17 protein-coding genes are annotated in these 18,772 nt (G+C 49.5%); 6 read left to right on the forward strand and 11 right to left on the reverse strand.

Features of this window, described 5'->3' with window-relative positions:
- Positions 1-136 precede the first annotated feature (136 nt).
- Positions 137-823, forward strand: coding sequence for a hypothetical protein (locus DXD25_RS14860; RefSeq protein WP_147327939.1), 687 nt, complete (start codon positions 137-139; stop codon positions 821-823).
- 61 nt (positions 824-884) lie between these two features.
- On the opposite strand, the gene DXD25_RS14865 is transcribed toward DXD25_RS14860, so the two are convergent.
- The 4 genes from DXD25_RS14865 to dapB are packed head-to-tail and all read right to left on the reverse strand — an operon-like array spanning position 885 to position 4,288.
- Entirely contained in the window at positions 885-1,502 is a 618-nt protein-coding gene (locus DXD25_RS14865) for a WbqC family protein (protein ID WP_117664186.1), read from the reverse strand.
- A 53-nt stretch (positions 1,503-1,555) separates the two neighbouring features.
- On the reverse strand, positions 1,556-1,996 hold the full coding sequence (locus DXD25_RS14870) for a S26 family signal peptidase (protein WP_117664187.1): 441 nt from the start codon (positions 1,994-1,996) through the stop codon (positions 1,556-1,558).
- A gap of 35 nt (positions 1,997-2,031) precedes the next feature.
- Positions 2,032-3,480, reverse strand: a complete 1,449-nt coding sequence (gene lepB / locus DXD25_RS14875) for a signal peptidase I (protein ID WP_117664188.1) — start codon at positions 3,478-3,480, stop codon at positions 2,032-2,034.
- 46 nt (positions 3,481-3,526) lie between these two features.
- Complete coding sequence (gene dapB, locus DXD25_RS14880) at positions 3,527-4,288, reverse strand: 4-hydroxy-tetrahydrodipicolinate reductase (RefSeq protein ID WP_117664189.1); 762 nt, start codon at positions 4,286-4,288, stop codon at positions 3,527-3,529.
- Positions 4,289-4,528: 240 nt separating this feature from the next.
- Between dapB and DXD25_RS14885 the strand changes: the two genes are divergently transcribed.
- From DXD25_RS14885 to dusB, 4 genes are all read left to right on the forward strand, one after another.
- The gene (locus DXD25_RS14885) at positions 4,529-4,942 is read left to right on the forward strand and encodes a thioesterase family protein (protein WP_089543109.1); all 414 of its coding nucleotides are present in this window, start codon (positions 4,529-4,531) and stop codon (positions 4,940-4,942) included.
- A gap of 164 nt (positions 4,943-5,106) precedes the next feature.
- Positions 5,107-6,399 (forward strand): DUF2851 family protein, encoded by a 1,293-nt coding sequence (locus tag DXD25_RS14890; protein WP_117664190.1) that lies wholly within the window; start codon positions 5,107-5,109, stop codon positions 6,397-6,399.
- 19 nt (positions 6,400-6,418) lie between these two features.
- Positions 6,419-7,549: a DNA-processing protein DprA gene (gene dprA / locus DXD25_RS14895; RefSeq protein ID WP_117664191.1), complete on the forward strand. Its 1,131-nt coding sequence runs from the start codon at positions 6,419-6,421 to the stop codon at positions 7,547-7,549.
- An 87-nt stretch (positions 7,550-7,636) separates the two neighbouring features.
- On the forward strand, positions 7,637-8,623 hold the full coding sequence (gene dusB / locus DXD25_RS14900; protein WP_089543107.1) for a tRNA dihydrouridine synthase DusB: 987 nt from the start codon (positions 7,637-7,639) through the stop codon (positions 8,621-8,623).
- A gap of 305 nt (positions 8,624-8,928) precedes the next feature.
- Here dusB and ybeY read toward each other — a convergent pair whose 3' ends face one another.
- The 3 genes from ybeY to ruvB are packed head-to-tail and all read right to left on the reverse strand — an operon-like array spanning position 8,929 to position 10,942.
- Positions 8,929-9,363 (reverse strand): rRNA maturation RNase YbeY, encoded by a 435-nt coding sequence (ybeY, locus tag DXD25_RS14905; RefSeq protein WP_006848933.1) that lies wholly within the window; start codon positions 9,361-9,363, stop codon positions 8,929-8,931.
- A 19-nt stretch (positions 9,364-9,382) separates the two neighbouring features.
- Positions 9,383-9,868, reverse strand: coding sequence for a pantetheine-phosphate adenylyltransferase (coaD, locus tag DXD25_RS14910; RefSeq protein ID WP_117664192.1), 486 nt, complete (start codon positions 9,866-9,868; stop codon positions 9,383-9,385).
- Between the two features lie 39 nt (positions 9,869-9,907).
- Positions 9,908-10,942: a Holliday junction branch migration DNA helicase RuvB gene (gene ruvB / locus DXD25_RS14915; protein WP_117664193.1), complete on the reverse strand. Its 1,035-nt coding sequence runs from the start codon at positions 10,940-10,942 to the stop codon at positions 9,908-9,910.
- 327 nt (positions 10,943-11,269) lie between these two features.
- Between ruvB and DXD25_RS14920 the strand changes: the two genes are divergently transcribed.
- Positions 11,270-12,241, forward strand: coding sequence for a bile acid:sodium symporter family protein (locus DXD25_RS14920; protein ID WP_117664194.1), 972 nt, complete (start codon positions 11,270-11,272; stop codon positions 12,239-12,241).
- A gap of 126 nt (positions 12,242-12,367) precedes the next feature.
- Here DXD25_RS14920 and DXD25_RS14925 read toward each other — a convergent pair whose 3' ends face one another.
- From DXD25_RS14925 to DXD25_RS14940, 4 genes are all read right to left on the reverse strand, one after another.
- Positions 12,368-13,951, reverse strand: coding sequence for a S41 family peptidase (locus DXD25_RS14925; RefSeq protein ID WP_117664195.1), 1,584 nt, complete (start codon positions 13,949-13,951; stop codon positions 12,368-12,370).
- Positions 13,952-13,980: 29 nt separating this feature from the next.
- Positions 13,981-15,957, reverse strand: a complete 1,977-nt coding sequence (locus DXD25_RS14930; RefSeq protein WP_117664196.1) for a DNA topoisomerase IV subunit B — start codon at positions 15,955-15,957, stop codon at positions 13,981-13,983.
- A gap of 100 nt (positions 15,958-16,057) precedes the next feature.
- Positions 16,058-17,209, reverse strand: a complete 1,152-nt coding sequence (locus DXD25_RS14935) for an N-acetyltransferase (protein WP_117664197.1) — start codon at positions 17,207-17,209, stop codon at positions 16,058-16,060.
- Positions 17,210-17,372: 163 nt separating this feature from the next.
- Positions 17,373-18,710 (reverse strand): acetylxylan esterase, encoded by a 1,338-nt coding sequence (locus DXD25_RS14940; RefSeq protein WP_370453430.1) that lies wholly within the window; start codon positions 18,708-18,710, stop codon positions 17,373-17,375.
- Positions 18,711-18,772 lie beyond the last annotated feature (62 nt).

The raw sequence follows: 18,772 nt of genomic DNA on the forward strand, positions 1-18,772 counted from the left end.
TCAATCAAAGTCCAATTTAGAGCGAGTTATCATTTTTAACGTTACATTTTCTATATATTTTTCATGCATGTTCTATGGAATTCCGTTTTTTTATATACCTTTGCTGCCGGAATATTAACAATAAATTTTTAAACGTATGAATTCAAAATCAGCAGCAAAATTGGCTGCATGCGCCTCATTTGCGCTATTTTTGAGTGGAATTCCTTCACAGAAGGCCTGCGCACAAGAGCAGGAGAAGAAGGTTGTGGTAGAAGATGCAGACAACGAGAAGCGCTATCTGCCAGCCAACAGCATCAGCGTAAGCAGCGGATATTCATGGCTCAGCAACGAAATTCTTACGGCCAACGGCGATAAACTGGGCAGAACGCCTACCGGCTTCGACGTGACCATGGAATACGCCCATCTGTGGAAACTGAAGAACACCCGCCGTCCTTTTTATATAGGCTTCTCTATTAATGGCATGGGCAGCAGAACCAAGGTGGAAATCCCTAGAAACGGCGGCAATGACGTCAACGATGTAATCATGAACTATTTCGTCGGTGCGGGTTACAAAATGGCCTACAAGACCAACAAGCGCTTCATCTGGAATCTGCTGCTGAGCCTTGGCTACGCCTGCACAGACGACGAATTCGCCACCGTAGATGGCTTTGGCGTCTATGCGGAAATGGGATGCGAATACATGCTCAGCAAGCACTGGTCGGCTGGCGTGAATCTTGGCGGCATGTCCTCCGCTTACAAGCAGCCGGCAGGCTGGGACGGCAGCAAATATAAATACGGAATCGATCACAATGGCTTGCGCGCAAAGCTGGCCTACTACTTCTAATTACGGAACCAGGCTCATTGAATTATAAGAAAGCAGCGAGGCGATACTCTACCTTGATTATTTATAGGTAGAATATCGCCTCGTTTCCTTCATTGAAGAGGAGGTCCAGGATGCTCATATTCGGCTGGAAACCGTGCTTCTGTTCATAGACCTGATAATAGCGCTGGGGAGCGAATTCTGCATCAGGAAGCGGCTTCTTTGGGCGAATCGCATCGCGGAAATCCTTGATTTCATCATTTTCTTTCAGTTCTTTACTCTGAATATAGGCTTCGGTGATTGAAATCTTCGGGCGAATATCCAGAAGCTCTATCATCTTCTCTGTAGTTTCCATATTGAAATCGAAGAGAAACTCGTATTTCTTTTCGAAGAAGGGGCGGATATCGTCCTGGTAATACTCGAAGAAGGGGCTCTCGCCGTAGGCGGAGAGGAGCGCATTCCAGTGGACGTGGCGCCAGTTGGCGTGGTCGGAGATGCGGATGTCCTTCATCGCCAGCGATGTGTTGTGATTGGTGGGGATGGTGAGCGAGAGGGGGCCGTTGGTAGTCGGGATGATCATACGGTTGCGATAGGTTTGCTTGATAAAGCTCTCGTGGCGCTCTATCAGGCATTCATCGTAGCGGTTCAGCTTCTGATACCACTGGATGGGGCCGAAATATGTGGAAGAAAGAAGGGCTTTCAATTTACTTTGAACTTTGAGATTTGAACTTTGAACTTTATGATTACTCTTTACGTTTAGAACAGCTTGTAAGCCTTGCCTATCATCTGATGCTTATGCACCACCTGCTGCCCGGTTGGCGTCTTCAGGAGATAGAAGCGGCAATCCTTGCAGCCACAGCGCTTACAGCACACCGTAGGAATGATATACTGCACCGTATCGATGCGAATCGTATCGCCCGGCTGCTTCTCTACCCTACCTATGAAATAAGCCTCAGCAACTATCTTGCGGCGCTGGTTGCGGCGCTGATACGTGACGGAATCGGTGAAGACAACCACATCGCCACGATTGAAAAAATCGCAGTCAATCCTATTCACTATCACCCGGTTGCCAGCCTGCAGTTGCGGAGGAAGACCTCCGGCGGGCACCGTGAAGACAGTGAAGGCATAGGTTCGCACCACCCACACCAGGAGCAGCGATAAACCTAAAGCTATTAGGAACTTAACTGCGATTTTCAAATCTATCTTTGCTTACTTGATTTCAAAAACTTCTGTTACTTGATGTTATCTACGAAGTTGAACAGGCGATTCCAGCGGATGCCTGAGAAGCCTGGATGATCAGGACTGTGGCTCCACCAGATGAAGATAGGCTTGCCCACGATGTGATCCTCAGGAACGAAGCCCCAGTAGCGGCTATCGGCTGAGTTGTGGCGGTTGTCGCCCATCATCCAGTAATAGTCGAGCTTGAAGGTGTAGCTCTTCGCCAGCTTGCCGTTGATGAAGATGTTGCCCTGGCTATCTACCTTGAGGTCGTTGCCCTCGTAAACCTTGATGCAGCGCTCGTAAACAGGCAGATTCTTCAGCGTCAGGGCGATGCTCTTGCCCTTCTTAGGAATCCATACAGGACCGTAATTATCGCATGTCCAGCCGGTGTAGGCGTTGAGCGGATAAAGGTCGCCGTATCTCGCATCAGTATTGATGGAGATGCTCTCCACGAGGTTCTTGTTCGCCTTCAGCGCCAGATAAGCCTTCTTGGTAAGTGGAATCACGCCGCTCTGATTGTACATCAGCAGGTCTTCATTGGTGATTCCCAGCTCATCGGCAAGGTCGATAGGGAACTCGCCCTTGAGCTTCATCTTGTAGGTATATTGCACATTATCAGGCTCCTTGTTTGCCTTGCCATTCAGGTAAACGATGCGGTTCTTGATTTGCAGGGTCTGTCCCGGCAGACCTACGCAGCGCTTCACGTAGTTCTCGCGGCGGTCGGTAGGACGGCTGATGATGTCGCCATATTCGCCCGGCATGCTGGCGATGTAGTTGCGTCCGGCAGCATACACCTTTTCGAAGTAGCTGCGCTGCTGCAGAGGATTCAATACGCGCACATCCTGCTGCTGTCCGTTCTGCTCCAATATCTGGTCGCCGATGGAGTAAACCATCTGATAGTAATCATTCGCCTGATAGCGCTCCTCGTTGCAGAGCGTATCTCCGGCAGGATAGTTGAACACCACGATGTCGTTGAGTTTCACGTTGCCCAAGCCCTTTACTCGGCGGTAATCCCAGTGAGGCCACTCCACATAGCTCTTCACGTTGACCAGCGGCATGGTGTGCTGGGTGAGCGGCATGGTGAGCGGGGTTTCAGGGATGCGAGGACCATAGCTTACCTTGCTCACGAAGAGATAGTCGCCCGTGAGGAGACTCTTTTCGAGCGAAGATGATGGAATCACATAGTTCTGGAAGAAGAAGAGGTTGATGAAATAAACCGCTACGAGCGCGAATACGAGCGCATCAACCCAGCTCATGATGAAACGGATAGGACCTTCCTCATCCTTCCACCACTGCCAGTGAATCTTCTTGGTGATGTAAACATCGAAGATGAACGGAACCACGATGAGTCCCAGCCAGCTCTCTACCCATATCAGGAAGAGGAGGTAGAGGGCGAGAACCACTGCGAACTTCGCCCACTGCACCTTCATATTAAGGTTTTGTTTCTGTTTGTCAATCATGTCTTTCTTTTTTGTTTCAAGAAATCATATTTCCGAGATTCCTGATTTAGAACTTAAATAAATCTGATGTGGTGAGCAAACCGGTATGGTTGGCTGTAAACTCAGCTGCGAGAACGGCTCCCAGAGCAAAGCCCTTGCGTGAGTGGGCACTGTGCTCGATGGTAATCATATCAGCATCTGAATCATACATCACGGCGTGGATTCCAGGAACCTCGCCATCTCGTACGCAGTTGATTACCAGGTCCTCATCGGTGATGTTAGCATCGCCCTCATCGTGATGGCCATCCTCTGTCCAGTAGGTAACACCACGCTTCCAGTCCTTCTTTCTGTCGATGTTGTCGATGATTTCCTCAGCAAGAGTGATGGCTGTTCCTGATGGCGCATCGAGCTTATGCACGTGGTGGGTTTCCTGCATGCATACTGAGTACTGTGGGAATCCGTTCATGATCTTTGCCAGATAGCGGTTTACGGCAGAGAAGATAGCCACACCGATGCTGAAGTTAGAGGCCCAGAAGAGGGTCTGCTTACCGTCGACGCAGAGTTTCTCCACGTCTTCCTTATGGTCTTTCATCCAACCTGTTGAACCTGAAACCACCTTCACGTTGTGAGAGAAAGCCTTCAGATAGTTGCCGTAAGCGGCAGTAGGGTTGGTAAACTCGATGGCAACATCGGCAGAGCAGAACTCCGGGCTGTCGATATCCTCAGGGTTATTCACGTCAATCTTACATACGATTTCGTGGCCACGCTGCAGGGCGATCTCCTCGATCATGTGTCCCATCTTTCCGTAGCCGATCAAAGCAATTTTCATCTTTATCTAAATTTTATTTGTTCTTACTTTTTGTTCTATTCGGCAAAAAAAATGCAAATGAGCGCAATGAAAGCTTGCTTTCAAATTGCCGAGTGCAGCTTTTTTTATGCAAAAATACACATTTTTCTTCGAAAAACCTTGAAAAATCCTTGTTATTATAATAATAAATAGAAAATTTTGGTTATTTTTGCAGTGATTTAGGGCTTTTAGCCTCATTTAGTAACTAAAAAATAGAAAATGATGAGCAAATACATATTTGAGACAAAGATGGAAGTGAGGGATTACGAGTGCGATATTGAGGGCATCGTGAACAACGCCAACTATCTGCACTACATGGAGCATACCCGCCATCTCTTCCTGAAGGAATGCGGCCTCAGCTTTGCCGAAATGCACAATAAGGGCGTGGATGCTGTGGTGGCGAGAATGAACCTGCAGTACAAGGTTCCGCTGCAATGCGATGACGAATTCCTTTCGCGCCTGTGGCTGGAGAAGCAGGGCGTAAGATACGTCTTCCATCAGGACATCTTCCGTGCCAGCGACGAGAAGCTCTGCCTCAAGGCAACAGTAGAACTCGTCTGCCTCATCAACGGGAAGCTGGGCAACAGCGAGGATTACGACAAGGCATTCGAGAAATATTTCTCATCCCAAGGTTAACAGGTTAACAGTTAACAGCTGATTTTTCAATACCCCTTCCGCACACGAGCGAAAAACTTGCACCATCTAGGACAAGCATCAAGCTTGCGATTCCATCAAAGGACAAGCATCAGAACTTGCGATCCGAAAGAGGCAATCCTATAAACCATAAAAGCCGAAACAATATGGAGCAACTACTTCACTACGTGTGGAAGCACAAACTCTTCCCACTCTCCCCTCTTTCCACCACCGACCACAGGCAGGTGGAAGTCATCGACCCCGGATTGCACAACCGCAATGCAGGGCCCGATTTCTTCAACGCTAAAATCAAGATTGCCGGAACCCTTTGGGTGGGCAACGTGGAGATTCACGACAAGGCGAGCGACTGGTATCTTCATGCTCACGACAAGGACGAAAGATACGACAACGTGATTCTGCACGTCTGCGGCAACATAGATACGGAAGCCCGAAACTCCAAGGGTGCCCCGTTGACGCAGATGCAGCTCGACATCCCCGAGAATGTCTTCAAGCACTATCAGGAGCTGCTCACCATCGACCAGTATCCTCCTTGCTATCAGATAATTCCATCGCTCACTAAGCTCACTGTCCACTCGTGGATGAGCGCCCTGCAAACCGAGCGCCTTTCGCAGAAGACGGAGGCGATAGAGGAGCGCGTGCGCCGCTGCAACGGCGACTGGGAGAATGCCTATTTCGTAACCCTGGCCAGAAACTATGGCTTCGGAATCAATGGCGATGCCTTTGAGCAGTGGGCGCTGAACCTGCCGCTGAGAGCCGTAGATCATCACCGCGACGACCTCTTCCAGGTGGAAGCTATCTTCATGGGGCAGGCGGGATTGCTGGAGCTGAACACCATCCCCGAAAGATATCAGAAAGAAGCCTTGAACGACGGGTATTTTGCGAGATTGAGAAATGAGTATCTTTATCTCTCGCATAAGTTCTCACTGCAGCCGATGGATTACAAGCTGTGGCGATTCCTGCGACTCCGCCCGCAGAACTTCCCGCATATCCGCATTTCGCAGCTTGCCAATCTTTATTATAACCGCCGTGCGGGATTAAGCCAGCTGCTGGAGGCCACCACGGTGAAGGAGGCGAAAAAGGTGCTCTCTACCAGCGTTACGGAGTATTGGGAAACTCATTACACCTTCGGCAGCACGAGCATCCGTAACGAGAAGCACCTCTCCCCTTTCTCGCTCAATCTGCTCATCATCAACACCGTGGTTCCCATCCTCTTTGCCTACGGCAGGCACCGTGGCGAGGAGAAATACTGCGACCGCGCCTTCGATTTCCTGGAGGAGCTGAAGGCGGAGAATAACCACATAGTAAGGATGTGGCAGCAGTGCGGCCTGGAGGTGGAGAATGCTGGTGATAGCCAGGCGCTTATCCAGCTGAAGAAGGAATACTGCGACAAGAAGGAATGCCTGAGGTGCAGGATTGGGTATGAATACTTGAAGAGATAACTAATTATTTTTTAAGATTATGGCTGACCAACAGGAAATTTTAAATACTATACTCTTAACAAGGCTGAACTACTTCAGCCTTGCGGGAATGCTGGAGCTATACCGAAAGGTGGGCTCCGCCACGCTCATCCTGGAGCATAAGAACAACCTCAGAGACATCCTGCCCGATGCCTCGGATAAACTCGTGAACGCTATCCAAAACTGCGACGAGGCCCGAAAACGCGCTGAAGAGGAACTGGAATACGACATAAGATATGGTATCGAACCGATAACGATGAACGACGAACGTTATCCGCAACGACTCAAGGATTGCGATGATGCGCCACTCATGCTCTTCTATAAAGGCAACGCCAACCTGAACCAGCAGCGAATCATCAACATCGTGGGAACCCGTCACTGCACTCCTTACGGCGAAGACCTTATCCGCCGCTTTATCACCGACCTGAAGCAGCTCTCCCCTCGTGTCTTGATAGTGAGCGGCCTGGCTTATGGTGTGGATATCGTGGCTCATCGCCAATCCCTCGCCAGCGGCTACGAAACCGTGGGCGTACTGGCTCATGGTCTCGATGACCTCTACCCCCGTCAGCACCGGGAAACGGCTGCAAAGATGATTGAACAGGGCGGTTTGCTCACCGAATTTCTTACCCGTACGAATGCAGATAAGATCAACTTCGTGCGCCGCAACCGAATCGTGGCGGGAATGTCGGATGCCTGCATTCTGATAGAGAGCGCTGCTCACGGCGGAGGCCTCATCACCTGCGATATTTCGCAATCCTACGGCAGGGACGTCTTCACCTTCCCGGGCAGGATAGGCGATTACTACAGCGAGGGCTGCAACAACCTGATTCGCAACAACGGCGCCACGCTCATCACCAGTGCCGAGGATTTCGTGAAGGATATGCGCTGGCAGGATGACGCCACCCTGATGCGAGCCAAGCAGCAGGGCATCGAGCGCAGCCTCTTCCCGGAGTTATCACCCGAAGAGGAGCTCATCGTCCAAATCCTCTCCAAGACCAATGATCTTCAGATTAACATCATCAGCGTGAAATCGAACATCGACATCTCCCGCCTCACCTCCCTCCTATTTACGCTGGAGATGAAGGGCATCATCCGCACCCTGGCAGGAGGTATGTATCATCTTTTGAAGTAACTCTTTGGCAATATCAAAAAAAAGATGTAATTTTGCAGCCGCAAAAGAAAAGAGGATTGCCCCCTCTTGCTAAACAAAAAGAATAAGATGAAAATAGGTAATATAGAATTTGGGCCTCAGCCCCTCTTCCTCGCTCCGATGGAAGACGTAACGGATATTGGCTTTCGCATGCTCTGCAAGCGATTCGGAGCTGCCATGGTTTATACTGAGTTCGTATCGGCAGAAGCCTTGGTGCGAAGCATCAAGAGCACAGTCAGCAAGCTTACGATAAGCGATGAGGAGCGCCCTGTGGGCATTCAGATTTACGGCAGAACCACCGAGGATATGGTGGAAGCTGCCAAGATTGTGGAACAGGCGAAGCCGGATGTGATTGACATTAACTTCGGCTGTCCGGTGAAGAAGGTTGCCGGAAAGGGTGCGGGAGCCGGAATGCTCCGCAATATCCCATTGATGCTGGATATTACAAGAGAAGTGGTGAAGGCGGTAAACGTGCCCGTAACCGTGAAGACCCGACTGGGTTGGGATTGCGAGAACCTCATCATCACCGAGCTTGCCGAACAGTTGCAGGATTGCGGAATCCAGGCGCTCACCATCCACGGCAGAACCCGAAGCCAGATGTACACGGGTGAAGCCGACTGGAGCCTCATCGGAGAGGTGAAGAACAACCCCCGCATCCATATTCCTATCATCGGCAACGGCGATATTACGACCCCGGAAGAAGCCAAGCTTGCTTTTGAGCGTTACGGCGTAGATGCAGTGATGATTGGTAGAGCCACCTTCGGAAGACCATGGATTTTCAAGGAAATCCGTGATTATCTGGATAATACGGGTGCAGCCCCATTAACCGTGGATGAGAAGATTGACCTTCTAGAGGAGCAGCTTCGCATCAACGTGGAGCGCATCGACGAGTACCGAGGCATTCTCCACACCCGTCGCCACCTTGCCGCCTCCCCTATCTTCAAAGGCATTCCTGATTTCCGCCAGACGAGAATCGCCATGCTGAGAGCCACGACCGTGGAGGAATTGAAAGAGATATTGAAAGAATGCCGGGAGAGAATCAAGGCAATACAATAAAGCAAAACGCCCTGTAGGAGCAAAAGCCTCGTATATGAAAGCTTTTGCCCTTACAGGGCGAATCCGTTATATCTTCCTTGTACCCAGGGTGTTGCCCTGGGCTAAGAGCTTATTGGGCCTTCAGCCCGCTTCATGAACCACATTCAAGAATTAACTGTTCATCTTGACGATCAAGAGTTAACTGGTTAACAGTTAACAGCTGATTTTCTATACTTCGCCCGAGAAATCCGAAGAGGGAATGTATCTCTAAATATTGGAAACTTAATTCCAACATCAAAGGAATGGCTTCCCAATATCGAAGGGCTTTACTTCTTCAATATAGAAGCACCTTCGAGCAGGGCTAGTGCCTTGTTCTCGTTCTCCTCCATGATTTCGCGCTCTCCAGGGCCCTTGTCATTGATGCCGCAGAGGTGCAGGATGCCGTGGATGATGACGCGGTGAAGCTCATCATCGTAGGTCTTGCCAAACTGCTCGGCATTGGTGCGCACGGTATCGAGCGAAATCACGATGTCGCCGTTAATCACATCATCCTCATCATAATCGAAGGTGATGACATCGGTATAGTAATCATGACCCAGATACTCGTTGTTCACTTCGAGAATCTTCTCGTCATCTACAAACATATAGCCTATCTCTCCCACCTTGCGGCCATGAGAGGCAGCTACCTTGCGAATCCAGGCACTGGTGTCGCGCTTCTTGATTTTCGGCATTTTCACGCCATCTACATTGTATGTTATCATACGCTTCTTCCTCCTATTTTTATTTTATTTTTGGTAAAAATTCATCTACTTCTCTTCCGAAGAATCTCAATTCCCTAACCAGCGTTGAGCTGATGCTGCAGTATCTTGGGTCGGAAAACAGCAAGATGGTTTCTACGCCGCCCAACTGCTTGTTGATGTCAGCCTGCTCTCTTTCGTACTCGAAATCCTTGGCAGAGCGGACGCCGCGAACCAGGAACCTGGCTCCCAGGCGATGCGCCAGGTCGATGGTGAGGTCATCGTAGGCAACCACCTCCAGGCGGTAGCCCTTGGATGCATCCTCCGCATCCACCAACTCCGAACATTCCTTCGGAAAAACAGCCTTAATATCCTCCACACGCTTCGAGATTTCCTCGCTGGCGTGCTTCAGCTTGCTCATCGCTACTGCAATCACGAGCTTGTCAAACATGGGCAGAGCACGCTCGGCAATGTTCTGATGTCCTATCGTAAATGGGTCGAATGTACCCGTAAATATTCCAATCTTCATTACTTTGAACTTTGAGATTTGAACTATGAGATTTGAACTTTATTCAAACAGGTCGCCCTGCAAGATGTTGCTTCCATACGGATTCCTGCCGAGATGATCATAGGCAAGCTTGGTGGCCATTCTGCCTCGTGGCGTACGCTTGATGAAGCCTTCCATGATGAGGAATGGCTCGTAAACCTCCTCTACGGTACCGCCATCTTCGCCGATAGCCGTGGCAATGGTGCTTACGCCCACCGGACCTCCACGGAACTTGTCGATGATGGTGGTGAGAATCTTGTTGTCTATCTCGTCCAAGCCATACTGGTCGATGTTGAGCGCCTTGAGAGCCATCTGGGCAATCTCGTAAGTAATGGTTCCGTTACCCTTCACCTGGGCGAAATCCCTGACTCTTCTGAGCAGCGAGTTGGCGATACGAGGGGTTCCACGCGAGCGGCGGGAGATTTCCACTGCCGCCTCATCTTCTATCGGCACCTGCAGGAGCATGGCACTTCGCTTGATAATCTTCTGAAGCGTCTCAGGGTCGTAGTATTCCAGATGCAGATTGATTCCGAAACGGGCACGGAGCGGAGCTGTGAGAAGTCCGCTGCGGGTGGTGGCTCCCACGAGGGTAAACGGATTCAGATCTATCTGGATGCTTCGTGCCGAAGGCCCTTTGTCTATCATGATGTCGATGCGGTAATCCTCCATCGCCGAATAGAGATACTCCTCTACCACTGGCGAAAGGCGGTGGATTTCATCGATAAAGAGCACATCGTTAGGCTCCAGGGAGGTAAGGATACCTGCCAGGTCGCCCGGCTTATCGAGCACAGGGCCTGATGTAATCTTGAAGCCCACACCCAGTTCGTTGGCGATGATGTTACTCAATGTGGTCTTACCCAATCCCGGAGGACCGTGCAAGAGGGTATGGTCGAGCGGTTCGCCACGATACTTGGCAGCCTCTACGAAGACTTCGAGATTATCCACCACGCCATTCTGTCCGCTGAAGTCGGAGAACTTCAGTGGGCGCAGTGCTTTCTCGAATTCCTTTTCGGCAGGCGAAACCGTCTGTTGTCTTATATCAAAATCTTCGTTCATTCTATGACTATTATCGATAATATGGGTGCAAAGTTACACATTTGTTGCGGAATTAAAGAAGAAAAGCCGAATTATTTTGCCTCAGATTTTGCACAATCCAAGAAGATTCGTGCAGATTCGTAAGCTCGAACTAACAAAAATGTTATAATTTGATATTTAATTATTAAATAATTTGCTTATTCGGTAGAAAAGACGTACTTTTGCACCCAATATTGAAAGCGAGGAAAGAAGGAGGAGAGAAGAGAAAGAAGAGAGATCGTCAAAGACAATCATCCCGGAGATTGCAAATAAGAGAGAAATATCAGGATTTTAAAAAGAAATAGAATTATGCTAAAGTTTTTTCAGGGGCTCAGCAAGTTGCTGGCCAATTACACCTCTATTTTCGTAATAGGTGTAGCAGTATTCACATTCTTCTTCCCACATACCTTCGACTGGGTGCGCGGAACTACTCAAACCGTCATTCTCGGCATCATCATGCTCACCATGGGCTTGACCCTGACCACCAACGACTTCAAGATTCTGGCTCAGCGCCCGCTGGATGTCTTCATCGGCGCCTGCGCCCAGTTCATCATCATGCCGGGCGTGGCTTATACCCTGGTACATGTGTGGCATCTTGATCCAGCCCTGGCGCTCGGAATCCTGCTGGTAGGTTGCTGTCCGGGCGGAGTATCAAGCAACATCATGAGTTATCTCTGCCATGGCGATGTGGCTTTTTCTGTGGGAATGACCTGTGCCTCCACCATTCTTGCGCCAGTGATGACTCCGCTGCTGATGAAGATTACGGCAGGCGAGATTATCCATGTAGATGCTGTGGGAATGTTCATCAACATTCTGATAGTTACGATTATCCCTGTGGCCATCGGCTGCGCTTTGAATTATATCTATGGCAAGAAGGATTGCTTCCCTACCATCCAGAGTCTGATGCCGGGCATCAGCGTAACCTGTCTGGCGATTATCGTGGGAGGTGTGATTTCTACGGTTCACGATGACTTGGTGGCTCGTGGCTTATCGCTTTTCCTCTGGACTTTTGCCGTGGTTTTCTGCCACAACACGCTGGGCTATCTGCTGGGTTGGCTTGCCGGAAAACTGGCGGGCTTCAATACTGCCAAGAAGCGTACCATCAGCATTGAGGTGGGAATGCAGAATGCCGGTCTTGCCACGGTTCTTGCGGGCAATTTCTTCGCCGCCCAGCCCCTCGCCGTATTGCCTTGCGCCATCAGCTGCGCCTGGCATAGTATTTCGGGCACCATCCTTGCAGGAATCTATCTGAAATGGGATCACATGCATGAGAAGAAGTAAATGAATTCGGAAAAAGATAAATACACAAAAAAGGTCGTGAAGTTCTATCAGAAACCTCACGACCTTTTCTTATCTCATTACCTCACGGGTTAACAGGTTAACAGTTAACAGCCGTTTTTTCTATAGTTACTTCCCCGTGGTCAGCAGCTTCACGGCACGCTGAACAATCTCGTTCGTCTCGTTCCAAACCTGGAAATATTGACTCATATCCCAGATATCTCTTGCTACAAGGGCCTTCAGCTGCAGGGCGAGGTATTTCTTTGTCTGAGTCAATTCAGCCTCATCCTTAGGCTCTATCTTCTCTTTCTTGCCCTCAGCGATAATCGCATCGATGAGCGAAGAAGGAACCTCGTAGGTTGCCAGGAACTTGTTGAAATCCTTATACTGGCTCTTCAATTCCTTGCGATGCGCATCGATGAACTTCAGACTCTGGTTGATGACGATGCTCTTGGCTGCCAGCTGACGGTGCATCTTGGTGTACTTGGTAGTATCCAATGGCACGAAATAATCGGGCATGATTCCGCCACCACCATAAACCACACGGTGCTTGCGCAAAGTATAATACTTCAAGCTGTCGGAAAGATGGATGCTGTCCTGGTTGGTAAACTCGCCATGCTTGTAGCGGTTGTCGAGATCCATCGCATAATCCAATCTGTCTCCCTTCTTATACGGCTTCTGGATGCATCTGCCGCTAGGCGTATAATAATGTGCGATGGTGAGGCGAATCTCGCTGCCATCATCGAAGGTGAGCGGACGCTGCACCAATCCCTTGCCGAAGGTTCTGCGACCTACCACTACGCCACGGTCCTGATCCTGGATGGCTCCGGAAACAATCTCGGCGGCAGAAGCAGTAAACTCGTTGGTGAGCACCACCACCTTGCCCTTGCGCCATCTGCCGTTCGCCTGCGCCTTGTACTCCTGGCGTGGAGCTGCACGACCACTGGTATAAACGATGAGATCTCCCTTCTGCAGGAACTCGTTGGCTATCTGAGCCGCTGCCTGAAGGTAGCCGCCGCCATTATCCTCAAGGTCGAAGATCAGGTCTTTCATTCCCACTTTCTTGAGCGAATCCATCGCCGTAGTCACCTCCTTGTAGCTGGTCAGACCGAAGCTTCCCAATCGGATGTATCCGATTCCCGGACGAATCATATACGCTGCATCCATGGTGGTTACAGGAATCTTATCACGCTTTACCTTGAAGGTGAGCTTGTCCTTGATGCCCCGGCGCACGATGGTAAGATTCACCGTGGTTCCCTTAGGACCACGAAGGCGCTTCATGATTTCCTCCTTGCTCATCTTCACACCCGAAATAGCCGTATCATTCACCGCAACGATGCGGTCGCCGGCTATGATTCCCACCTTCTCGGAAGGACCATTCACTACGGGCTGGATGACGAGCAAGGTATCATCTACCATATTAAACTGCACGCCAATGCCATCGAAACTGCCATTCAGCGGTTCATTCATCGCCTTGGTTTCCTTGGCTGTGGTGTAGGAAGAATGAGGGTCGAGCTTTTCGAGCATGCCTCTGATGGCATCCTCCACGAGCTTGCTCTCATCCACACTATCCACATAGAGGTTGGTGATGGCGATTTCTGCCCTACCCAACTTCTCTATCGGGCTATTCTTGCCCATCTTGATGCGCAGCTGGGCACTGGCAGAAGTTGCTGCCAAGAATGCCAGAAACGCAAATAAAATTATCTTCTTCATTTTCTAAAACTTCGTTCTTCACTCTTCACTTAATCCAGCGGTGCAGAATCTTCCTCCGGAATATCCTCCTCAATCACCAGGTTATCGATGATGAAGTTCTGACGTTCCATCGTATTCTTACCCATATAATACTCCAGAAGTTTCTGCACCTGGTCGGTCTTATGGAGCGTAACCTGCTCCAATCGCATATCCGGACCGATGAAGTGGGCAAACTCCTCTGGCGAAATCTCTCCCAATCCCTTGAATCGGGTGATTTCCGGGTCAGGACCAAGGTTTCTGATGGCCTGCTGGCGCTCCTCATCGCTGTAGCAGTAATGCGTGATGAAATCGCCCTTCTTCTCCTTTGGTCCCAACTTGGCATCGGCATCAGCCACCGCCTGCTTGTTCTTGATTTTGGTTCGTTTGTTGCGTACTCGGAACAATGGGGTCTGAAGCACATACACGTGGCCCTTCTTGATGAGATCAGGGAAGAACTGCAGGAAGAAGGTGATGATGAGCAGGCGGATGTGCATTCCATCCACATCGGCATCGGTAGCCACAATCACCTTATTATATCGCAATCCATCCAAACCATCCTCGATGTCGAGGGCAGCCTGGAGCAGGTTGAATTCCTCGTTCTCGTAAACCACCTTCTTGGTCAGACCATAGCAGTTCAATGGCTTGCCTCGCAGGGAGAATACCGCCTGGGTGTTCACGTCGCGGCTCTTGGTAATGCTTCCGCTGGCAGAATCACCCTCGGTGATGAAGATGGAACTTGCTTCCTTCTGCTCGTTCTTGGCGTCGCTGAAGTGGATGCGGCAATCGCGCAACTTGCGGTTGTGAAGGTTCGCCTTCTTGGCACGCTCACGAGCCAGTTTGGTAACACCAGCCATCGCCTTGCGCTCACGCTCACTCTCCTTGATCTTGTTCTCCAGAATCTCAGCCACATCCTTGTGGATATGGAGATAGTTATCTACTTCCTTCTTCAGGAAATCGCCTACATACTTGTTGATGGTTTCGCCTCCGTTCGGAGACATTGTGGTACTTCCGAGCTTAATCTTCGTCTGACTCTCAAACACCGGCTCCTCTACGTTCAGTGCAATGGCAGCCACCAGTCCATTTCGGATGTCAGCATACTCATACTTGCCGTAGAACTCCTTGATGGTTCTGGCGATATGCTCCTTGAAGGCACTCTGATGAGTACCGCCCTGGGTGGTATGCTGACCATTCACGAAGGAATAGTACTCCTCGCCATACTGATTGGTATGGGTAAAGGCAATCTCGATGTCTTCGCCTTTCATGTGAACAATCTCGTAAAGACCTTCATTGGTCATGTTATCGGTCAGGAGATCCTTCAAACCATGACGGCTGAGGATGCGGCGACCATTGTGCATGATGGTAAGACCGGTGTTCAGATAAGTATAGTTACGGAGCATGGTTTCCACGAAATCATCGTGGAAAGAATAGTTCTTGAACAGGGTATTATCCGGTTCGAAGAAGATGAAGGTACCGTTCTCGTCCTCCGTATCTTCGGTAACATCGCTCTGCAGAATACCTTTCTCAAACTTCAGATGGCGCACCTTGCCGTCGCGGAACGACTTTACCTCGAAATGGGAGCTGAGGGCATTCACCGCCTTCACACCCACTCCGTTCAAGCCGACACTCTTCTTGAACGCCTTGCTGTCGTACTTACCACCGGTATTCAGCACGCTCACAGCCTCTACGAGCTTCCCCTGAGGAATACCACGACCATAGTCGCGCACGCTGACCCGCAGATGATCTTCGATATCAATCTCCAATCTGGATCCAGCTCCCATCTTGAACTCATCGATAGAGTTATCTACCACCTCTTTCAAGAGTACGTAGATTCCATCCTCCGGCAGGTTACCATCACCCAGACGACCAATGTACATACCCGGACGAGTACGTACATGCTCCATATCACTCAAGTGTCGGATGTTGTCATCGGTATATTCTACCGGCTGCTGCTCCTGTGGGGCTTTCAATTCATTATTATCTTCTGACATAAAATCCTCCTATGTTTTAGGGGGAATCAAGAGAAATTAAGGAGTTATGATGAAAAGACATCCGTCTTGACCTCCCTAACTCCTTAACTCACTTAATTCCTTATTTAATAATCTTCTTGTAGCATTTTCTGCGCTTGTGCATCACTGGGGTCAAAGCTCCCCACTGTCCCTGCACGCCCGCATTGGTCTCCAGCTCTACCTGGGTTTCTCCCCACTCAATGCCGTACTTCTGATACCAAGGAATCAGATCAGCAAAGAGAAGCGCATTGGCACCCTTGGCACGATACTCCGGAAGAATACCGATGAGAAGGAGGTCAACGATGTTGGTCTTGTGCTGCTTGATGGCTCTCAACACGTGGAACCATCCGAAAGGCAACAGTCTGCCACGGCGGCACTTTCTCAGGGCATGAGCCAACGACGGCATGGTGATTCCTACACCGATGAGCTTATGCTCTCCACCCGTCCAATCCTCGATACAAGTGATGAGGTTGAAGTCAAGGAAACTGAGATACGACTTGATAAGCTGGTCTATCTGCTTTTGCGAGAGTTCTGAATATCCATAGAGATCCTTATAGGTATCGTTGATGAGATCGAAAATCTTCTGTCCCATTCCGCCTTGGAAGACTTCCTTCTTGGTAAGCTTGCGCACATGCAGATTATAGCGTTTCTCTATCATCATCGCTATCTTGGCGTACTTCTCCGGTATGGTATCAGGTACCATGATCTTGAACTCCACATACTTGTTATCTACCTCAAAACCCTCCAGGGCCTCGATGTGCTCCGGATAATAAGGGTAATTGTAGATGGTAGGCATAGTACCCAGCTGATCGAAACCCCAGGTAAGCATTCCCTCAGGGTCCATATCGGTAAATCCAAGCGGACCTACCATATCCTCCATACCTTTCTCTTTACCATACTTTTCCACAGCATCCAAGAGAGCCTTCGAAACCTCACGGTCGTCGATGAAGTCAATCCATCCGAAGCGGACGGATTTCTTTCCCCACTTATTGTTTGCCTTATGGTTGATGATAGCAGCAACGCGACCTGCCAGCTTTCCATCCTTATAGGCAAGATAATACTCTGCCTCGCAGAACTCGAACGCAGCGTTCTTATCCTTGCTCAGGGTATTCATTTCGTCGCTGAAAAGATTAGGCACATCGTATTCGTTGCCTTCGTAGAGGTCGTAGTGGAAGTCGATGAACGTCTTCAAATCCTTCTTGCTTTCGACCTTTTTAATTTCAATTAATGACATGATTTCAAACTAGTTTGCAATATTATAGGATGCAAAAATAGCAATATTTCGCCAAACGGCCAAATATTGCTATCTTTATTTTCAGTTTTTTAGGGGTTCAAGAATGATTACGAGCCACAAAGTGGCTTATATCACCCGATTAGTGGTGGTTCTGGCGGAATCATCACTTGATGAGATGCTTCTTAATCCACTCCATCTGCTTGCGATTGGTATCGGTGGTTGTCCAATGCTCGTTGATTGGTGTAAGCAGACTTTCCTTCTCGCATTTCAGGGTATTCCACACGGCGTAGCCGGTGGTTGGCGGACAGGTATTGTCGTTGTATCCCCAGGTGAGATAAGTTGGCGCCTTCACCTTCCGGGCAAAGTTCACCACATCATAATAAGCCAGGGTATGGATGCAATCCTTGTTCTGCAATATCCCATGGTATTTATTGAAGTGAGGATATCCGCCCGTTCTTCCCTTCTCAACGTATGCAGCCATATCGCTGAGGGCCGGATGATTGGCCACACACTGGGTTACTCTGCTATCCAAGCCTGCTGCGACAATCGCCAAGGCACCGCCCTGACTTCCGCCCTGCACAGCCACATTCTTTCCGTCCCATTCGGGGAGCGAGGTAAGGAAGTCGATGCAGCGCACCAATCCCTGATACACATGGCGCATGTAGTAGCGGTCCTTATCTTCCAATCCATTGGCAAGATAACCGCCGTTTGCATCGTTGAATCCCTTGCTTATCTCCTGGAAGGTTTCGACAGGAAGACGTGGATCGAGGCCATGAATCTCTATCTCGAAGCGGATAAATCCGTTCTCGGCATAATACTTGTTGCGCAGGGGTTCCTTGATGGTCTTGATGCCGGCTCCCGGAGGGGTGAGAACCACGGGATGGCTACCCTGCTTGGCATTCTTGGGATAGAAGAGATAGCCATACATCGCATGTCCCATCTTGTCTATCTGAAGTTTTACGAGATAGCAATCTATCTTATCTGTACAATATTCCTTGGCGAGTTCCTTGGTGTAGCTCATCGGCACGTTCTTCAGTTCGTCCTTTGCCTGCTGCCAGAATGCATCGAAATCCTTAGGCTCCTGGGTATAAGGCAGAATCTTATCCACCGAGAATCCTACTTTGATATGATGCTGGTAGGTTTTCCCATCGAGCTTATAGAATAATCTCAAATCTCGGAAGCCCGGAGTCTTTCGGGTTCCCATGTTCACGATGGCGCGCCCGTTCTTCAGCCTGAAGCTTCCCTGCTTGTCTGCCTTCAGCATGTCATCGCCAATTTCATAGTTCACCTCGCCATCCCGGGGAATTCCATACTTGTAGAAACTTACTTCCACCTTAGCCTGCTCGCCCGTCTTATAGAGCCAGTCGGCATGTTCAGGCACGGTAAGCCAAAGATAATCACTGCGATAGGGATAGTTCTCCGCCTTCACACTTAACACACTCGTCATGTTCATCGCCAGAATAAACATAAACGAAAGATAGATTGTCATTAATCTGTTCATAATTTTGTAGTTTGTTTTTAAATTCAATAGTTCGTTAAAATTTGAGATAATGGCTAAGCAGC

Origin of the sequence: Prevotella sp. TF12-30 (assembly GCF_003436715.1) — a bacterium.
Lineage (GTDB): Bacteria > Bacteroidota > Bacteroidia > Bacteroidales > Bacteroidaceae > Prevotella > Prevotella copri_A.

Bases quoted from the DNA above. Each gene is read 5' to 3' on its own strand.
- DXD25_RS14860 (WP_147327939.1), top strand. From the start codon at position 137: ATGAATTCAAAATCAGCAGCAAAATTGGCTGCATGCGCCTCATTTGCG.
- lepB (WP_117664188.1), bottom strand. From the start codon at position 3,480: ATGATTGACAAACAGAAACAAAACCTTAATATGAAGGTGCAGTGGGCG.
- dapB (WP_117664189.1), bottom strand. From the start codon at position 4,288: ATGAAAATTGCTTTGATCGGCTACGGAAAGATGGGACACATGATCGAG.
- DXD25_RS14885 (WP_089543109.1), top strand. From the start codon at position 4,529: ATGAGCAAATACATATTTGAGACAAAGATGGAAGTGAGGGATTACGAG.
- DXD25_RS14890 (WP_117664190.1), top strand. From the start codon at position 5,107: ATGGAGCAACTACTTCACTACGTGTGGAAGCACAAACTCTTCCCACTC.
- dprA (WP_117664191.1), top strand. From the start codon at position 6,419: ATGGCTGACCAACAGGAAATTTTAAATACTATACTCTTAACAAGGCTG.
- dusB (WP_089543107.1), top strand. From the start codon at position 7,637: ATGAAAATAGGTAATATAGAATTTGGGCCTCAGCCCCTCTTCCTCGCT.
- ybeY (WP_006848933.1), bottom strand. From the start codon at position 9,363: ATGATAACATACAATGTAGATGGCGTGAAAATGCCGAAAATCAAGAAG.
- coaD (WP_117664192.1), bottom strand. From the start codon at position 9,868: ATGAAGATTGGAATATTTACGGGTACATTCGACCCATTTACGATAGGA.
- ruvB (WP_117664193.1), bottom strand. From the start codon at position 10,942: ATGAACGAAGATTTTGATATAAGACAACAGACGGTTTCGCCTGCCGAA.
- DXD25_RS14920 (WP_117664194.1), top strand. From the start codon at position 11,270: ATGCTAAAGTTTTTTCAGGGGCTCAGCAAGTTGCTGGCCAATTACACC.
- DXD25_RS14925 (WP_117664195.1), bottom strand. From the start codon at position 13,951: ATGAAGAAGATAATTTTATTTGCGTTTCTGGCATTCTTGGCAGCAACT.
- DXD25_RS14930 (WP_117664196.1), bottom strand. From the start codon at position 15,957: ATGTCAGAAGATAATAATGAATTGAAAGCCCCACAGGAGCAGCAGCCG.
- DXD25_RS14935 (WP_117664197.1), bottom strand. From the start codon at position 17,209: ATGTCATTAATTGAAATTAAAAAGGTCGAAAGCAAGAAGGATTTGAAG.
- DXD25_RS14940 (WP_370453430.1), bottom strand. From the start codon at position 18,710: ATGAACAGATTAATGACAATCTATCTTTCGTTTATGTTTATTCTGGCG.